We start from the raw sequence: 15190 nt of genomic DNA, 5'->3' as shown, positions 1-15190 counted from the left end.
GGCGTAATCTTTCTGGCTGTTGAGTGGATGGTTTTTGTATCTGTCCAGAATATTATTCAGGAGATATATCTCATGGGGACAGTCAAAAAGATTGGGTTAATAGCCTGTACTGGCGTGGTCGCCGGAAATATGATGGGGAGCGGGATAGCGTTATTGCCCGCGAACCTTGCCTGCCTTGGAGGTATTTCAATCTGGGGATGGGTGGTTTCTATTATTGGCGCTATGTCACTGGCCTATGTTTATGCCCGGCTGGCAACGAAAGATCCTCAGGAAGGAGGGCCTATTGGTTACGCAGGAGAAATTTCACCGGTATTTGGCTTCCAGACTGGGGTACTTTATTACCACGCTAACTGGATTGGTAATCTCGCCATTGGGATTACCGCCGTCTCATATCTTTCCACATTTTTCTCCGTTTTAAATAGCCCGGTTCCTGCCGCTATCGCCTGTATTGTTATCGTCTGGCTGTTCACCTTTATCAATATGCTGGGAGGAACCTGGGTCAGCCGGCTTACCACTATCGGTCTGATACTGGTGCTGATTCCCATAATACTCACGGCCGTTGCCGGGTGGCACTGGTTCGATTTGGCGACTTATCAGGCGAACTGGAATACTTCGGGTACCACCGATATTCATGCGGTTATCAAAAGTATTCTGCTGTGCCTGTGGGCCTTTGTTGGGGTGGAGTCTGCTGCGGTGAGTACCGGTATGGTGAAAAATCCCAAACATACCGTACCGCTGGCGACCATGATGGGGACGGCGCTGGCTGGTGTAGTCTACATTGCTGCGACGCAGGTGATCTCAGGGATGTATCCTGCGGCTAGGGTCGCCGCCTCTGGCGCGCCGTTCGCGATTAGCGCTTCCACCATTCTGGGCCACTGGGCCGCGCCGCTGGTATCTGCCTTTACGGCATTTGCCTGTCTGACATCGCTGGGATCCTGGATGATGCTGGTCGGGCAGGCTGGTGTACGAGCCGCTCATGACGGTAACTTCCCCCAAATTTATGGCGAGCTGGACAGTAACGGCATTCCGAAGAAGGGGCTGCTGTTGGCGGCCTGTAAAATGACCGTGCTGATGGTACTCATCACTATTATGAACTCCAGCGGTGGCAAAGCATCGGATCTGTTCGGTGAATTAACCGGGATTGCCGTGCTACTCACCATGCTGCCTTACTTCTATTCCTGCGTTGATCTGATTCGCCTTGAAGGGGTCAACGTTCGCAACCTGGTCAGTCTGATCTGCTCCGTTCAGGGATGCGTTTTCTGCTTCATTGCGCTGATGGGGGCCAACTCTTTCGAATTGTCTGGCACCTTCATTGTGAGTCTGATCATCCTGATGTTTTACGCCCGCAAGATGTATCAGCGCCAGCATCCGGATGACAAAAAACGCGTCCGTTAGACACACACGTTTTAATTAACGTCCATTCATTTCTGAGCCCTTTCCGCACACCAGAACGTAACCGGTGGGGCTCGCTATACCTGGAGATTATATTATGAATGTTATCGCTATTATGAACCACATGGGGGTTTACTTTAAGGAAGAGCCGATTCGTGAATTACGGCAGGCGCTGGAAGCGATGGATTTTCGTATCGTTTATCCGAATGACCGTGAAGATTTGCTGAAGCTGATAGAGAACAATGCCCGGCTGTGCGGCGTGATTTTCGACTGGGATAAATATAGCCTGGAACTTTGCGAAGAGATAAGTCGCCTTAATGAATATATGCCGCTCTACGCATTTGCTAATAGCTATTCCACCCTGGACGTTAGTCTGAATGATTTACGGATGCAGGTGCGCTTTTTTGAATATTCCCTGGGTTCCGCCGATGATATAGCCACCAGAATTCGGCATCATACTGATGAATATATCGACACCATCCTGCCGCCGCTGACGAAAGCGTTGTTTAAATATGCTCGTGAGGGGAAATATACTTTCTGTACGCCTGGCCACATGGGGGGAACCGCATTTCAGAAGAGCCCGGTCGGCTCGCTGTTTTACGATTTCTTTGGCGCGAATACCATGAAGGCGGATATTTCGATTTCGGTCCCGGAACTGGGCTCGCTGCTGGATCACAGCGGGCCGCATAAAGAGGCGGAAGAGTACATTGCCCGCACCTTTAACGCTGAACGCAGCTTTATGGTGACCAATGGCACTTCAACGTCTAATAAAATCGTGGGGATGTATGCCGCTCCGGCGGGCAGTACGGTGCTGATTGACCGTAATTGCCATAAATCGTTAACACATTTGCTGATGATGAGCGATATCACGCCGCTCTATCTGCGCCCGACCCGTAACGCCAGGGGGATTCTGGGCGGTATTCCGCGTAGCGAATTCCAGCACGCCACTATCGCTAAACGGGTTAAAGAGACGCCGAATGCCAGCTGGCCGATCTATGCGGTGATTACCAACTCTACCTATGACGGTCTGTTGTACAACACCGATTTCATCAAGAAAACCCTGGACGTGAGATCGATCCATTTCGATTCCGCCTGGGTGCCTTATACCAATTTCCACCCCATTTACGCCGGGAAAAGCGGCATGAGCGGCGACCGCGTAGAAGGTAAGGTGATTTATGAAACTCAGTCCACTCACAAGCTACTGGCGGCATTTTCGCAGGCATCGATGATTCATGTGAAGGGAGACATTAACGAGGCCACCTTTAACGAAGCCTATATGATGCACACCACGACCTCACCCTATTATGGCATTGTGGCTTCGACCGAAACCGCGGCGGCGATGATGAAAGGCAATGCCGGTAAGAGGATGATTGAGGGGTCTATCCAGCGAGCGATTAAGTTTCGTAAAGAGATTAAACGGCTGAACAACGAATCCGAAGGCTGGTTCTTCGATATCTGGCAGCCGGAACATATCGATGGGCCGGAATGCTGGCCGCTGCGCTCTGACAGTACCTGGCACGGTTTTAAGCATATCGATAATGAACATATGTATCTGGATCCCATTAAGGTCACTATTCTGACGCCGGGCATGGATGAAGACGGCAAGATGGAGGCGTTCGGGATTCCGGCCAGCATTGTGGCGAAGTATCTGGACGAACACGGCATTATTGTTGAAAAAACCGGGCCTTATAACCTGCTGTTCTTATTCAGTATCGGCATTGATAAAACGAAAGCGCTGAGTTTGCTGCGGGCGTTGACTGAATTTAAACGCGCCTTCAGTCTGAATTTGAGGGTGAAAAACATGCTGCCTTCGCTGTACAGCGAGGCGCCTGAGTTCTATGAGAATATGCGTATCCAGGAGCTGGCGCATAATATGCATCAACTGGTGGAGCACCATAATCTGTCGGATCTGATGTTTCGTGCTTTCGAAGTTTTGCCGGAGATGGTAATGACGCCGTATCACGCCTTTCATAAAGAGTTACATGGCGAAGTGGAGGAGATTGACATTAATGAGATGAGCGGGCGAGTCAGCGCTAATATGATCCTTCCATATCCGCCAGGCGTTCCGCTGGTTATGCCGGGCGAGATGATCACCGAGGCCAGCCTGCCGGTGCTGGAATTTCTGCAAATGCTGTGTGAGACGGGGGCCCACTTTCCTGGGTTTGAAACTGATATTCATGGCGCTTATCGTCAGCCGGATGAAAGTTATACCGTTAAGGTGCTGAAAAATAAATAATCACAGCCTGGGGGGAGGGGGGGCTCTCTCCCCCTGTCTTTTCCTGCCCGCCTGACTTTCTCCCGGTCGCGGCGTTACTACTTGATCGTCGTGGGCGGAGTGGTTAACGTGCCGCTATACCTCTTTAAATCTTCCGGAACATGGACAACTACGGCGATATTTCACTCTCTCCCGCACTGAATCACTGGTCGCACTGGCTGGTGGCCTTTAGCGGCGGCCTTGACTCCACGGTATTGCTGCATCGCCTGGCGCAGCTGCGCGAACATACGGGCGCCCGGCTGCGGGCCATTCACATTCACCACGGCCTTAGCCGTTACGCCGATGACTGGGCGGTACACTGTCGGCAGATTTGCGAACGCTGGAATGTGCCTCTGGAAGTGGTTCGGGTTCAGCTTCAGGATAATGGACAGGGCATTGAAGCTCAGGCACGGGAAGCACGCTACGCCGCTTTTGCTGCGGCCCTGCAGCCAGAAGAGGCGCTGGTTACGGCTCAACACCTGGACGATCAGTGCGAAACGTTATTGCTGGCTTTAAAACGCGGCAGCGGTCCGGCGGGGCTTGCCGCGATGCCGGAAACGCTGGTGTTCGCTGGCGGGGCCATCGTACGTCCGCTGCTGGAAAGTTCGCGAGCGTCGCTTACAGCCTATGCCGAGGCGAATGAGCTGGAATGGATCGAGGATGACAGCAACCAGGACGATCGCTACGATCGTAACTTTCTGCGCCTGCGGGTGCTGCCGCAACTGACGCAGCGCTGGCCTTACTTTTCCCGTACGGTGGCCCGTAGCGCGACGCTGTGCGGCGAGCAGGAACGCCTGATTGATGAGCTGCTGGCGGATGAGCTGGCGGCACTTATCGGCCCGCAGGGCGAGCTTCGCCTGACGCCGCTGGCGGCTATGAGCGATATCCGGCGAGCGGCTATATTACGACGTTGGCTGATTCGCGGCGGCAGTCCGGCGCCTTCCCGCGCTATGCTGATTCGTCTGTGGGATGAGGTGGCCTGCGCCCGGGCAGACGCTGCGCCGCGTCTGCGGCTAGGGGATCTGGACGTTCGTCGTTACCAGGGGGCGCTGTGGAGGGTAAAGTGCCGGGCGCCGCTGGATGATGTGGTGCTGGACTGGAACGACCCCAGCCTGCCCCTGAGGTTACCGGAAGCATTGGGGAGTCTGCATCTGGACGGACAGGGCACGGCGGTGCGAGCGCCCACCGAGGGTGAACGGGTGACGGTTCGCTTTCGGGCTAAAGGAACGGTTCATATTCTGGGGCGTGCCCACGGGCGGCCGATGAAAAAACTGTGGCAGGAGCTGGGGGTTGCTCCCTGGCGGCGTGTTACCTCGCCTCTGCTCTATTACAATGAGTGCCTTATCGCCGCTCCGGGGATTTTCGTGACCCGGGAAGGTGCCCCACAGGGCGAACCATGCTGGCGAATTTTGTGGCAAAAGGAGCAAGAATCATGATTAAACGAACGGGGCTGGCGGCAGCGCTACTGCTGTGTGCGCTGCCCGTGCTGGCTAAAGGCGATGCCAAAGCCGGGGAAGAGAAAGCGGTAATGTGCGTTGCCTGCCATGGGGCTAAAGGAAAGGTATCGGTACCGCTCTATCCTGACCTGGCCGGCCAGAACGAAGCCTACCTGGCTCATGCGCTGCATGCGTACAAAAAGGGGGAGCGTAGTGGCGGGCAGGCGGAGATTATGAAGGCTTACGTCAGTGGCCTTTCTGATGAGGATATTGATAATCTGGCGGCGTACTACGCCAGTATGAAGCCCTGAATGTGAAAGGGCAGCCGTCTGGCTGCCCCTGGGGATATTATTCGCGAATGTAGTTATCGCCTTTAAGTTCCGGATGGCTGAACATATTGATTTCGTCCAGGCGCAGCGCGCGCTCGTCACCACCATTTTCGACAATCAGATACTCGACTTTTTTGCGAATCACCAGGTCGCGGGCGTTAGCCTGGAGTTTCTCTCCGTTTTTTAACTCCAGTGTCAGCAGCAGATAGTGCTGGCAGGCGAGTTCGAGATTCTCATAGTCATCGCAGTTGATGGGTTGATAGGTATCATTCACTGACATAATCGCTCACCAGTAAGTTAGCGGCAGCGTAAGCCGCCTTGTCCCTGACTGAATCCGAAAGCGTCTCGTCGGAAGCCGTGTCATTCAGAACCTTTAATACGCAGCCCAGCGCATCCGGGATGTAACCCAGTTCGCCGCTGGCGATTTCGCTGTAGCGCCGACGTATTAATTCACAATACCTTTCCATATGCCCTCCTTTCCGAGTCTGAAGCCAGACTTTTACCAGGATACATGCTAAGCCTACGAAGATAAACAGGCTTTCGCAAGGTTGCACAATTTCCGGCGACGCGCGCACTGACGGGAAAAATCGGCGGACAACGGCAGAATATTGCGGTGCTTTTCGCTACAATAATGCCAGCAAATTTGGGGGCGCTAATGGCTTTAAAAGCAACGATTTATAAAGCGGCGGTCAATGTCGCCGATCTCGACCGTAACCAGTTTCTGGATGTCAACCTGACGCTTGCCTGTCATCCGTCGGAAACCCAACAGCGCCTGATGTTGCGTCTGTTGGCCTGGATTATGTATGCCGATGAGAGGCTGACCTTTACCCGCGGTCTGTGCGCTGACGACGAACCGGAGCTGTGGTTGCGCAATGACTGCGGCGATATCATTCTTTGGATCGAACTGGGCCTGCCGGATGAGAAGCGCCTGAAGAAGGCCTGCAGTCAGGGGGCGCAGGTGGCGCTGTTCGCCTATAATAGCCGTGCCGCCCAGGTCTGGTGGCAGCAGAACCAGACGCGGCTGGCGGGCTATCGTAATCTGACCATCTGGTATCTGGATGACGAGCAGCTCGCAGCGCTGAGCAGCCTGGCGGCGCGTAATATGACGCTGCAGGCGACATTGCAGGAGGGAACTCTCTGGCTTTCTGACGCTCAAAACCATCTGGAGCTGAAGCCAGTGTCGTGGCTGCAGCGATGATTGAGATATCCCGACGCGTGGCCATCCCCGATGATGAGATAGCCCTGAGCGCGATTCGTGCCCAGGGGGCGGGTGGTCAACATGTAAATAAAGCTTCAACGGCGGTGCATCTGCGTTTTGACATTAGCGCATCCAGCCTGCCGGAAGAGTATAAGGCGCGAATGCTGGCCGTCAGCCATCATCTGATCACCGCCGAAGGCGTAGTGGTGATTAAAGCGCAGGAATATCGTAGTCAGGAGATGAACCGGGAGGCCGCCATCGCACGGCTGGTGGCGCTGATTCAGGAACTGAATGCGCCGCGAAAAACCCGCAGGCCCACCCGGCCGACGCGTGCTTCAAAGCAGCGTCGGCTGGCGGCGAAGTCGCAGAAGTCGGCGACTAAATCGCTGCGTGGCCGGGTTCGTCGTATGCCGGAGTAATGAACGCTAAATTGAATGACAGGATAAGCCGGTGAAAAAGTTAATTTTTTCTGCAGTTGCAGTTTGTACATTATTGTCGCTATTTGGATGTAACAACCCTTCTGACGGCGTCAGGGGCGCGCCGGAAACCCAGACTGCCGAACTGAAACCCATGCAGCAGAGCTTCCGCGGCGTGTTGCCCTGCGCCGACTGCGAGGGTATAGAAACCTCTCTGTTCCTGGAAAAGGACGGAACCTGGGTGATGAATGAACGCGGTATCGGGGCGAAAAAGCCTGATATTTTCGCATCCTGGGGTACCTGGGCGCGGACTGCCGATAAGCTGGTGCTGACCGATGCCAGTGGCGAGAAGCGTTATTTCCGCCCTGATGGCGATGGTCTGGAGATGCTGGATCGGGAAGGTAATCCTATTGAGTCGACGCTGAACTATCGGTTGGATCCGGTGCAGAGCCAGCTTCCCAAAACCCCGATGGCGATGAAAGGCAAATATAAGTATATGGCCGATGCCGCCGTCTTCACCGATTGCGCGACCGGACGCACCTTCATCTTCGACAATAATGTGCAGATGGAGCGGGCCTATAGCCAGGTGCGCGATCGGGACATGCAACCGGTGTTGGTAAGGCTGGAAGCGCACTTTACGCTGACGCCGAATCCGGACAGCGGTGAGATGCAGATGACGGTGGTTCCTGACAGCGACGGTCGCTTTGCTCCAGGCAAGGATTGTAACGACTAATGCGATAGGCAGGTGGCGATGCTCGCCACCTGCATTTGCTGTTTTAGTGCCACAGTCGCGCCATTTTACGTGCTTTAAGGTAAACCCCCTGCTTCAGGTGCCCGACGTAATTAAGTGGCCGTTCCGGTGCCATCGATGCGACGTCACCATCACGCATATGCATCAGATCGGCCGGACTCACCCAGCCCGCGGCCATGGTGGTGAGCGGATGGCCCGCCGCGGCATAGGCGGCTAATACAAATTCGGAACAGAAATAGCTATCCTGCGTGCGGCCATCGGGCGTACTGAGCTGAGCGCTGGCTAACCCCTGAACGCACTGCTGGCGAAACTCGCGGGAAAAGGGGTTCAGCGAACAGAGCTGTCTGGTGAGCATAAAGGGAACCATTTCGACGATTCCGCCGTAATTATAGCGGCTGCCTTCTTTGTCCCGGGCAAAGCGGGTGATTGCCTCCGCCTGTGACAGGGTTAGGTCGGGCAGGCGTAACGCAAAAAGCTTGTCGCTATGTTTCAGCACGTCCTGAAGTGGCGCTAACTGTACGCCGTCACCGACGGCCTCTGCGACCATGCCGTCGCCAATATAGATGGCGACGTGGCTGACCGAAGAGGTACTGAACAGCCGAATCCCCAAAGAAGTCAGCCCCAGACTGGAAGAGAACAGGACATCGCCAGCGCGCAACTGTTCAGGTGTGATATCTCGCAGGCTGTTGCCGGGGGCAGAACTCTGGCGCTGTATTTTTATGGCCATGCGCTGTTTTTCAGATGCAGGAGAGATATCCAGGGTACAGCCAGCAAGCAGCGATATACACAACAGGGCGGGGAGCTTTGGCGCCATCAGACACTCCATTGTCATTGCGAAGATAAAAAAACGCCCCGCATCCAGCGGGGCGTGAGTGGCTTATCCGGTGATTTTTTCCATCAGGAATTCGAGAATATCATCGGTCTTTATCAGCTCTTTCTCACCGGCGCGGCGGTATTTATATTCCACGTCATCGTTGTCCAGATTGCGATCGCCGATAACGACAGTATGCGGAATACCAATAAGCTCCATATCGGCAAACATCACGCCAGGGCGCTCTTTGCGGTCGTCCAGCAGCACGTCCACACCGCGAGCGCGCAGTTCGCTGTAGAGACGCTCAGCCAGATCTTTCACTCGGAACGACTTATGCATATTCATCGGCAGAATGGCGACCTGGAACGGGGCAAGCGCTTCCGGCCAGACGATACCGCGTTCGTCATGGTTCTGCTCAATGGCGGCAGCCACTACGCGGGTGACGCCAATGCCGTAGCAGCCCATGGTCAGAATCTGGTTGCGGCCGTCTTCGCCCTGAACGTTGGCTTTCATCGCTTCGGAGTATTTAGTGCCGAGCTGGAAGATGTGGCCCACTTCGATGCCGCGGCGGATCTGCAGGGTGCCTTTACCGTCCGGACTGGGATCGCCTTCCACAACGTTGCGGATATCGGCGACGTCCGGTAGCGCCACATCGCGCTCCCAGTTGATGCCGAGATAGTGCTTACCGTCGATGTTGGCGCCAGCGGCGAAGTCGCTCATGGCGGCCACGCTGCGGTCAACCACTACCGGCAGCGGCATTTTTACCGGCCCCAGAGAGCCGGGCCCTGCGTTAATGGCTTCGCGAATCTCTTCTTCCGTTGCGAAAGTAAGAGGAGCGGCGACCTGCGGCAGTTTTTCGGCTTTCACTTCGTTAAGCTGGTGATCGCCGCGTACCAGTAATGCGACCAGCGGATAGGCGGAACCTTCTTCCGCTTTCACCAGCAGCGTCTTCACGGTTTTTTCGACAGGCAGATTGAACTGCTCGACCAGGTCGGCGATGGTTTTTGCGTTCGGGGTATCAACCAGCTCCATCTCCTGGGTGGGGGCTGCACGTTCGGTTGCCGGTGCGACGGCTTCGGCCAGTTCAATGTTGGCGGCAAACTCGGAGTCGGTAGAGAAGACAATATCGTCTTCGCCGCTCTGGGCCAGTACCTGGAACTCGTGGGAGGCGCTGCCGCCAATTGAGCCGGTGTCTGCCTGTACGGCGCGGAAATCCAGACCCATGCGGGTAAAGATTTTGCTGTAGGCGGTGTACATTGCGTCATAGGTCTCCTGCAGGGAGGCCTGAGTCGTATGGAAGGAGTAGGCATCCTTCATCAGGAACTCACGCGAACGCATGACGCCAAAGCGCGGGCGCACTTCGTCACGGAACTTGGTCTGGATCTGGAAGAAGTTGAGCGGCAGCTGCTTATAGGAGCTCAGCTCGTTGCGGATCAAATCGGTAATGACCTCTTCATGGGTCGGGCCGAGTACGAACGGACGATCGCCACGATCGACGAAGCGCAAAAGTTCCGGACCATACTGCTCCCAGCGACCGCTTTCCTGCCACAGGTCAGCTGGTTGAACCACTGGCATGGACACCTCAATGGCACCGGCGTTATTCATCTCTTCACGCACGATGTTTTCGACTTTTTTCAGGACGCGCAGGCCGGTCGGCAGCCAGGTATATAACCCGGAGGCCAGCTTGCGGATCATCCCGGCGCGCAGCATCAGCTGATGGCTGATAACTTCGGCGTCGGCGGGTGTCTCCTTCAGAGTGGAGAGCAGATATTGGCTAGTACGCATGTTTGTAATGGTTCCATTTGAACGATCTAACGCAGGCCCCGGAAAGGGCCAGTCGGAAAAAGTGGCTTAGTGTACCAGTGTGGCAGAGTTGCCAAAAGAGAGAGAGTGGAAATTCAACGATTCGTCACTCCTCATCTTTATGTTATGCATTTTCACTACTATTCGGCGCTTTCTTGCCGGGGTTCCAGGGCAAAAACTTCGGCACCCTGTTCGGTTACGCGCCAGCGCACGTTGAAGTCCAGTAGCCAGACGGCATACTCACGGCCAGCTTCCTCGCTTTTTCTATAGGCCGGGCGCGGATCCTGAGCCAGCACTTCGCTGATAAAACGCGCAAGTTGTGGATAGCGCCGTGACGCCCGCTCCAGCTGTCGCTGTACTTCTGGTGTAAAACTCACCGCCATCTCGGCAACGGGCGCCTCGCCCGCATAGCCCGCCTGAGCATGGGTAAGCGCTTCGGCGAAAGGCAGGTAGGGTTTAATATCCACCACTGGCGTGCCGTCCACCAGATCCAGACTGCCCAGTTTAAGTATCAGACGATCGCGCTGGCTTTCTATGCCTTTTAGCTCAACCAGCGACATACCGACGGGGTTTGGGCGAAAGGTGGAGCGGGTGGCGAATACCCCCATTCGCGTATTGCCGCCCAGCCGCGGTGGACGTACCGTCGGACGCCATCCGCTGCCCATGGTCTGGTGAAATACAAACAGAATCCACAGATGGCTGAAGCCTTCCAGGCCGCGAACGGCCTCTGGCTGATGCCAGGGGGGTAGCAAATGAAGTTCGCCGCCGCCGCTTTTTACCAGTCCTGGCTGACGGGGGACGGCAAACTTCTCTTTATAGGGGGAGCGGATAACGCCGATTTGTTCAAAACTGAACGAGGTCATTTGGCATTAACTTTCAGCGCCGAACCGACGCAAACTGCCTGCCGATAGCAACCCGGCGCACCGCTGGTTACTTCGCACTTGTGCAACAAAACGGCGTTAGCCTTCATTTTGGATGCATTAATCTGCATGCGTTTACGGGCGGTAGGAATATTCGGCGGTGAGTCCTGGTTGCTCATCTGGCAAGAGTCACCGCTGACTTCACCCAGATCCCGGAACGGTTTCCCGACCAGCTCTTCAGCATCGGTGTAAATCTTGACCGGCGTCGTCCGCGTAATTTTCGGTCGCGACGGTTCTTTTTTCGGCGCTATTGCTGTGCTTTGAGTGGGTTCGACAGGAGATCTGCTTAGTATGGAACAGCCGCTTAGCATGAGTGCTAATAAACAGATCGGTAAAGCACGCATAATTTTTCCTCAATAAATAAATCGAAATGGGCTTTATTGAAGCAAGCTCTTGTTAAAATAACAAGACGGGCCTGAGCCCGTCTTTTCATTTTTACCAAAAAAGTGGCAACCGGATATTACCAGCCTTTCACTGCGCCGCCGTTGAAGATTTTATTCGCGGCTTCAGAGACTTCGTCGGACTGGAACGCCTGAACAAATTTCTTCACGTTTTCAGCGTCTTTATTGTCTTCGCGCGCCACAATCAGATTCACGTACGGTGAGTCTTTATCTTCAACGAAGATACCGTCTTTGGCTGGCGTCAGGCCAATCTGACTGGCATAAGTGGTATTGATAATCGCCAGCGCGATGCGAGCGTCATCCAGTGAACGCGGCAACTGTGGGGCTTCCAGCTCAAGCAGCTTCAAATTTTTCGGATTTTCGGTCACGTCCAGTACGGTCGGCATCAGGCCAACGCCGTCTTTTAGTTTGATAAGCCCCACTTTCTGTAACAGCAGCAGGGAGCGACCGAGGTTGGTCGGATCGTTAGGCAGCGCGACCTGGGCACCTGGCTGTAGTTCGTCCAGCGACTTAATTTTTTTGGAATAGCCGGCGATGGGGTAAACGAAGGTTTTGCCGACCGGAACCAGCTTATAACCGCGATCTTTAATCTGCTGATCCAGATACGGTTTGTGCTGGAAAGCGTTAACGTCGATATCGCCTTTGCTCAATGCTTCATTAGGCAGAACGTAGTCGTTAAACGTGACCAGCTCAACGTCCAGACCATATTTCTCTTTCGCGACCTTCTGAGCGACTTCAGAAACTTTCTGCTCAGCGCCGACAATCACACCGACCTTAATATGGTTCGGATCTTTCTCTTCCTGGCCGCAGCCTGCCAGAGCCAGGGCGCCGACCAGGGCGCCAATTGCTGCAACGGTCTTAAATTTGAGAGACATATCTCTTCCTTACGTAAATGTGATAGTGCGTTATTTGCGTGTTACAGCGCGGACGATGCGATCGCCACCGAACTGGATCAAGTAGACCAGAACGACCAGCAGAACCAGTACCGTATTCATCACGGTGGCGTCATAACCAATATAGCCGTACTGGTAGCCTATCTGTCCCAGACCGCCGGCGCCGACGGCGCCGCCCATGGCGGAGTAGCCGACCAGGGTGATCAGTGTGATGGTGGCCGCGTTCACCAGGCCCGGCAGCGCTTCCGGCAGCAGAACCTTGCGAATAATTTGCATTGGTGTGGCGCCCATGGCGCGCGAAGCCTCAATCAGGCCCGATGGAATTTCCAGCAGCGCGTTTTCCACCATTCGGGCGATAAAGGGCGCGGCACCGACGGTCAACGGAACGATGGCGGCCTGCAGCCCGATGGAGGTTCCGACGATCACGCGGGTAAAGGGGATCATCCACACCAGCAGGATAATAAAGGGGATGGAGCGGAAGATGTTAACCAGCGCCGAAACAACGCGGTACAGATTCGCGCTTTCCATAATTTGTCCCGGGCGGGTGACATAAAGCAGTACACCAACCGGAAGACCAATTACAAAACCGAAGAAACCGGAGACAAAGGTCATCATCAGGGTCTCCCACACCCCGCGACCCAGGAGCCACATCATTGCTTCAGACATAACCCAGTACCTCCACTTTCACATGCTGCTGCGTGAGCCAGTCAATCGCTGCCTCGGTATCTTTCTGTTCGCCGTGCATTTCAGTCAGCATAATGCCGAATTTCACGCCACCGGCGTAATCCATCTGGGCGCTAATAATGTTGTTATTCACATTAAAGCGGCGTGCCGTTTCTGAAAGCAGCGGCGCGTTGACCGACTGGCCGGTAAATTCCAGTCGCAGCAGGGGAACGGTATCCGTGCCCGCTTTATCGCTCAGGCGCTGAGCGTAGTCCTCGGGGATATCCAGATGCAGGGTGGACTGGATAAACTGTTGAGCCAGCGGTGTTTTAGGGTGGGAGAACACTTCACCCACGGTATCCTGTTCTATCAATTCGCCGTTGCTAATCACCGCCACGCAGTCGCAGATGCGCTTAACTACATCCATTTCGTGGGTGATTAACAGAATGGTCAGGCCCAGACGGCGGTTAATGTCTTTCAGCAGTTCCAGAATCGAACGGGTGGTGGCCGGATCGAGAGCGCTGGTGGCCTCGTCACACAGCAGCACCTTTGGATTGCTGGCCAGTGCGCGGGCGATGGCCACGCGCTGCTTCTGACCGCCTGACAGGTTGGCCGGGTAGGCATCCTGTTTTTCGCTCAGGCCGACCAGATCAAGCAGCTCTGTCACGCGGCGTTTGATTTCGTCGCGCGGAGTATTATCCAGCTCCAGCGGCAGCGCGACGTTACCGAAAACGGTACGGGAAGAGAGCAGGTTGAAGTGCTGAAAGATCATACCAATCTGACGACGCGCTCGGGTTAACTGGGCGGCGCTCATGGCGGTCAGATCCTGGCCGTCGACCAGAACGGTTCCCTGGGTGGGGCGCTCCAGCAGGTTAACGCAGCGGATGAGCGTGCTTTTACCTGCGCCGGATGAGCCTATCACCCCATAAATTTGTCCGGCAGGCACATGCAGGCTAACGTCTTTCAGCGCCTGGATGGTGCGATTCCCCTGCTGGAACACTTTGGTGATATTGGAAAGTTTAATCATCAGATTATTTATTATCTTATATAAGTAAGCCGTGGCATTTTCTGCTGCCGTGTACGGGGATGACCGTATTGGAGATGGATGTTAAGGCATCCAGACGTCTAAATCAATCAATGTCTGATTCGCCATTAGCGTTCGGCAGGGATATGATGTGCGCCAGTTATTATCAGCGATCACAGGAGTATTCGGTGGCCAAAAACGTCCCCGCCATTTTTCTCGATCGTGACGGCACTATCAATGTCGATCACGGCTATGTCCATGAGATAGACCAGTTTCAGTTTATCGATGGCGTTATCGACGCCATGCGCGAGCTGAAAGCTATGGGGTTCGCGCTGGTTCTGGTCACTAACCAGTCGGGGATCGCGCGCGGCATTTTCAGCGAGGCGCAGTTTGAACAACTGACGGAGTGGATGGACTGGTCGCTGGCGGATCGCGGCGTCGATCTCGACGGCATCTATTACTGCCCGCATCATCCGGACGGAAAAGTAGACGCGTTCCGCCAGCAGTGTGATTGCCGCAAGCCGCAGCCGGGGATGTTGATATCGGCACGTGATTTTCTTCATATCGATATGGCTTCTTCTTATATGGTGGGGGATAAGCAGGAAGATATGCTGGCTGCTGCCGCTGCAGGCGTAGGCAATAAGGTGCTGGTTCGTACCGGCAAGCCGGTGACGGCGGATGCCGAGGCGGCTGCGGATTGGGTGATTGATTCTCTGGCCGCGCTGCCCGAATTGATCAAAAGGCGCTAAAATCACCTTTATGCGCGAAAACTGAGCGGTTGAGAGTTTTTTCTGTTTTAGCGCTTGCTATCCCGCGGCGGCTCCCTATAATGCGCCTCCATCGACACGGCGCAGCGGCAACGCGACGCGGTGATTCGAAGGGAAAAGCCTGAAAATTTA

Annotated in this window: 17 protein-coding genes; 8 read left to right on the top strand and 9 right to left on the bottom strand. The window is 54.9% G+C overall.

Annotation, left to right across the window (positions count from 1 at the left end; genetic code table 11):
- Positions 1-72 precede the first annotated feature (72 nt).
- From cadB to V3W49_RS13290, 4 genes are all read left to right on the top strand, one after another.
- Positions 73-1395: a cadaverine/lysine antiporter gene (gene cadB / locus V3W49_RS13305; RefSeq protein WP_500146090.1), complete on the top strand. Its 1323-nt coding sequence runs from the start codon at positions 73-75 to the stop codon at positions 1393-1395.
- A 94-nt stretch (positions 1396-1489) separates the two neighbouring features.
- On the top strand, positions 1490-3628 hold the full coding sequence (gene cadA / locus V3W49_RS13300; protein ID WP_500146089.1) for a lysine decarboxylase: 2139 nt from the start codon (positions 1490-1492) through the stop codon (positions 3626-3628).
- A 140-nt stretch (positions 3629-3768) separates the two neighbouring features.
- Entirely contained in the window at positions 3769-5082 is a 1314-nt protein-coding gene (tilS, locus tag V3W49_RS13295) for a tRNA lysidine(34) synthetase TilS (protein WP_500146087.1), read from the top strand.
- Positions 5079-5393 (top strand): c-type cytochrome, encoded by a 315-nt coding sequence (locus V3W49_RS13290; protein ID WP_500146086.1) that lies wholly within the window; start codon positions 5079-5081, stop codon positions 5391-5393. Before tilS ends, V3W49_RS13290 begins: the two co-directional genes overlap by 4 nt.
- Before the next feature lie 37 nt (positions 5394-5430).
- On the opposite strand, the gene rof is transcribed toward V3W49_RS13290, so the two are convergent.
- Positions 5431-5691 (bottom strand): Rho-binding antiterminator, encoded by a 261-nt coding sequence (gene rof / locus V3W49_RS13285; protein ID WP_500146085.1) that lies wholly within the window; start codon positions 5689-5691, stop codon positions 5431-5433.
- Positions 5678-5878: a YaeP family protein gene (locus V3W49_RS13280; protein ID WP_500146084.1), complete on the bottom strand. Its 201-nt coding sequence runs from the start codon at positions 5876-5878 to the stop codon at positions 5678-5680. Before V3W49_RS13280 ends, rof begins: the two co-directional genes overlap by 14 nt.
- A 188-nt stretch (positions 5879-6066) precedes the next feature.
- Here V3W49_RS13280 and V3W49_RS13275 point away from each other — a divergent pair, with 188 nt between their 5' ends.
- From V3W49_RS13275 to nlpE, 3 genes are read left to right on the top strand one after another with little or no spacing between them, the layout of a single operon-like run.
- Complete coding sequence (locus V3W49_RS13275; RefSeq protein WP_500146083.1) at positions 6067-6609, top strand: YaeQ family protein; 543 nt, start codon at positions 6067-6069, stop codon at positions 6607-6609.
- Positions 6606-7028, top strand: a complete 423-nt coding sequence (gene arfB / locus V3W49_RS13270) for an alternative ribosome rescue aminoacyl-tRNA hydrolase ArfB (RefSeq protein ID WP_500146082.1) — start codon at positions 6606-6608, stop codon at positions 7026-7028. The genes V3W49_RS13275 and arfB overlap by 4 nt, the downstream gene beginning before the upstream one ends.
- Positions 7029-7059: 31 nt before the next feature.
- A complete protein-coding gene (gene nlpE / locus V3W49_RS13265) occupies positions 7060-7758 on the top strand; it encodes an envelope stress response activation lipoprotein NlpE (RefSeq protein ID WP_500146080.1) in 699 nt (232 codons plus the stop codon).
- Between the two features lie 43 nt (positions 7759-7801).
- Here the strand turns inward: nlpE and V3W49_RS13260 are convergent, their stop codons facing one another.
- The 7 genes from V3W49_RS13260 to metN all read right to left on the bottom strand — a co-directional run bounded on the left by V3W49_RS13260 (position 7802) and on the right by metN (position 14294).
- Positions 7802-8590: a YaeF family permuted papain-like enzyme gene (locus tag V3W49_RS13260; RefSeq protein ID WP_500146078.1), complete on the bottom strand. Its 789-nt coding sequence runs from the start codon at positions 8588-8590 to the stop codon at positions 7802-7804.
- A gap of 63 nt (positions 8591-8653) precedes the next feature.
- Positions 8654-10372, bottom strand: coding sequence for a proline--tRNA ligase (gene proS / locus V3W49_RS13255; protein ID WP_500146076.1), 1719 nt, complete (start codon positions 10370-10372; stop codon positions 8654-8656).
- A 158-nt stretch (positions 10373-10530) separates the two neighbouring features.
- A complete protein-coding gene (gene tsaA, locus V3W49_RS13250) occupies positions 10531-11253 on the bottom strand; it encodes a tRNA (N6-threonylcarbamoyladenosine(37)-N6)-methyltransferase TrmO (RefSeq protein WP_500146075.1) in 723 nt (240 codons plus the stop codon).
- Positions 11250-11654, bottom strand: coding sequence for an envelope stress sensor lipoprotein RcsF (gene rcsF / locus V3W49_RS13245; protein ID WP_500146073.1), 405 nt, complete (start codon positions 11652-11654; stop codon positions 11250-11252). The genes tsaA and rcsF overlap by 4 nt, the downstream gene beginning before the upstream one ends.
- A 116-nt stretch (positions 11655-11770) precedes the next feature.
- Positions 11771-12586 (bottom strand): MetQ/NlpA family lipoprotein, encoded by an 816-nt coding sequence (locus tag V3W49_RS13240; protein WP_154777578.1) that lies wholly within the window; start codon positions 12584-12586, stop codon positions 11771-11773.
- A 30-nt stretch (positions 12587-12616) separates the two neighbouring features.
- Entirely contained in the window at positions 12617-13270 is a 654-nt protein-coding gene (locus V3W49_RS13235; protein ID WP_500146071.1) for a methionine ABC transporter permease MetI, read from the bottom strand.
- A complete protein-coding gene (metN, locus tag V3W49_RS13230) occupies positions 13263-14294 on the bottom strand; it encodes a methionine ABC transporter ATP-binding protein MetN (RefSeq protein WP_500146070.1) in 1032 nt (343 codons plus the stop codon). The genes V3W49_RS13235 and metN overlap by 8 nt, the downstream gene beginning before the upstream one ends.
- A gap of 185 nt (positions 14295-14479) precedes the next feature.
- Here metN and gmhB point away from each other — a divergent pair, with 185 nt between their 5' ends.
- Positions 14480-15040 carry a D-glycero-beta-D-manno-heptose 1,7-bisphosphate 7-phosphatase gene (gene gmhB, locus V3W49_RS13225; RefSeq protein ID WP_500146068.1) on the top strand — a complete coding sequence of 187 codons (561 nt, stop codon included), beginning with the start codon at positions 14480-14482 and terminating at the stop codon, positions 15038-15040.
- The last annotated feature ends 150 nt before the right edge of the window (positions 15041-15190 follow it).

Origin of the sequence: Rosenbergiella sp. YN46, assembly GCF_036620675.1 — a bacterium.
Lineage (GTDB): Bacteria > Pseudomonadota > Gammaproteobacteria > Enterobacterales > Enterobacteriaceae > Jejubacter.
The sequence above is the reverse complement of the archived record's forward strand: the minus strand, read 5'-3'. Positions and strand labels throughout refer to the sequence as shown.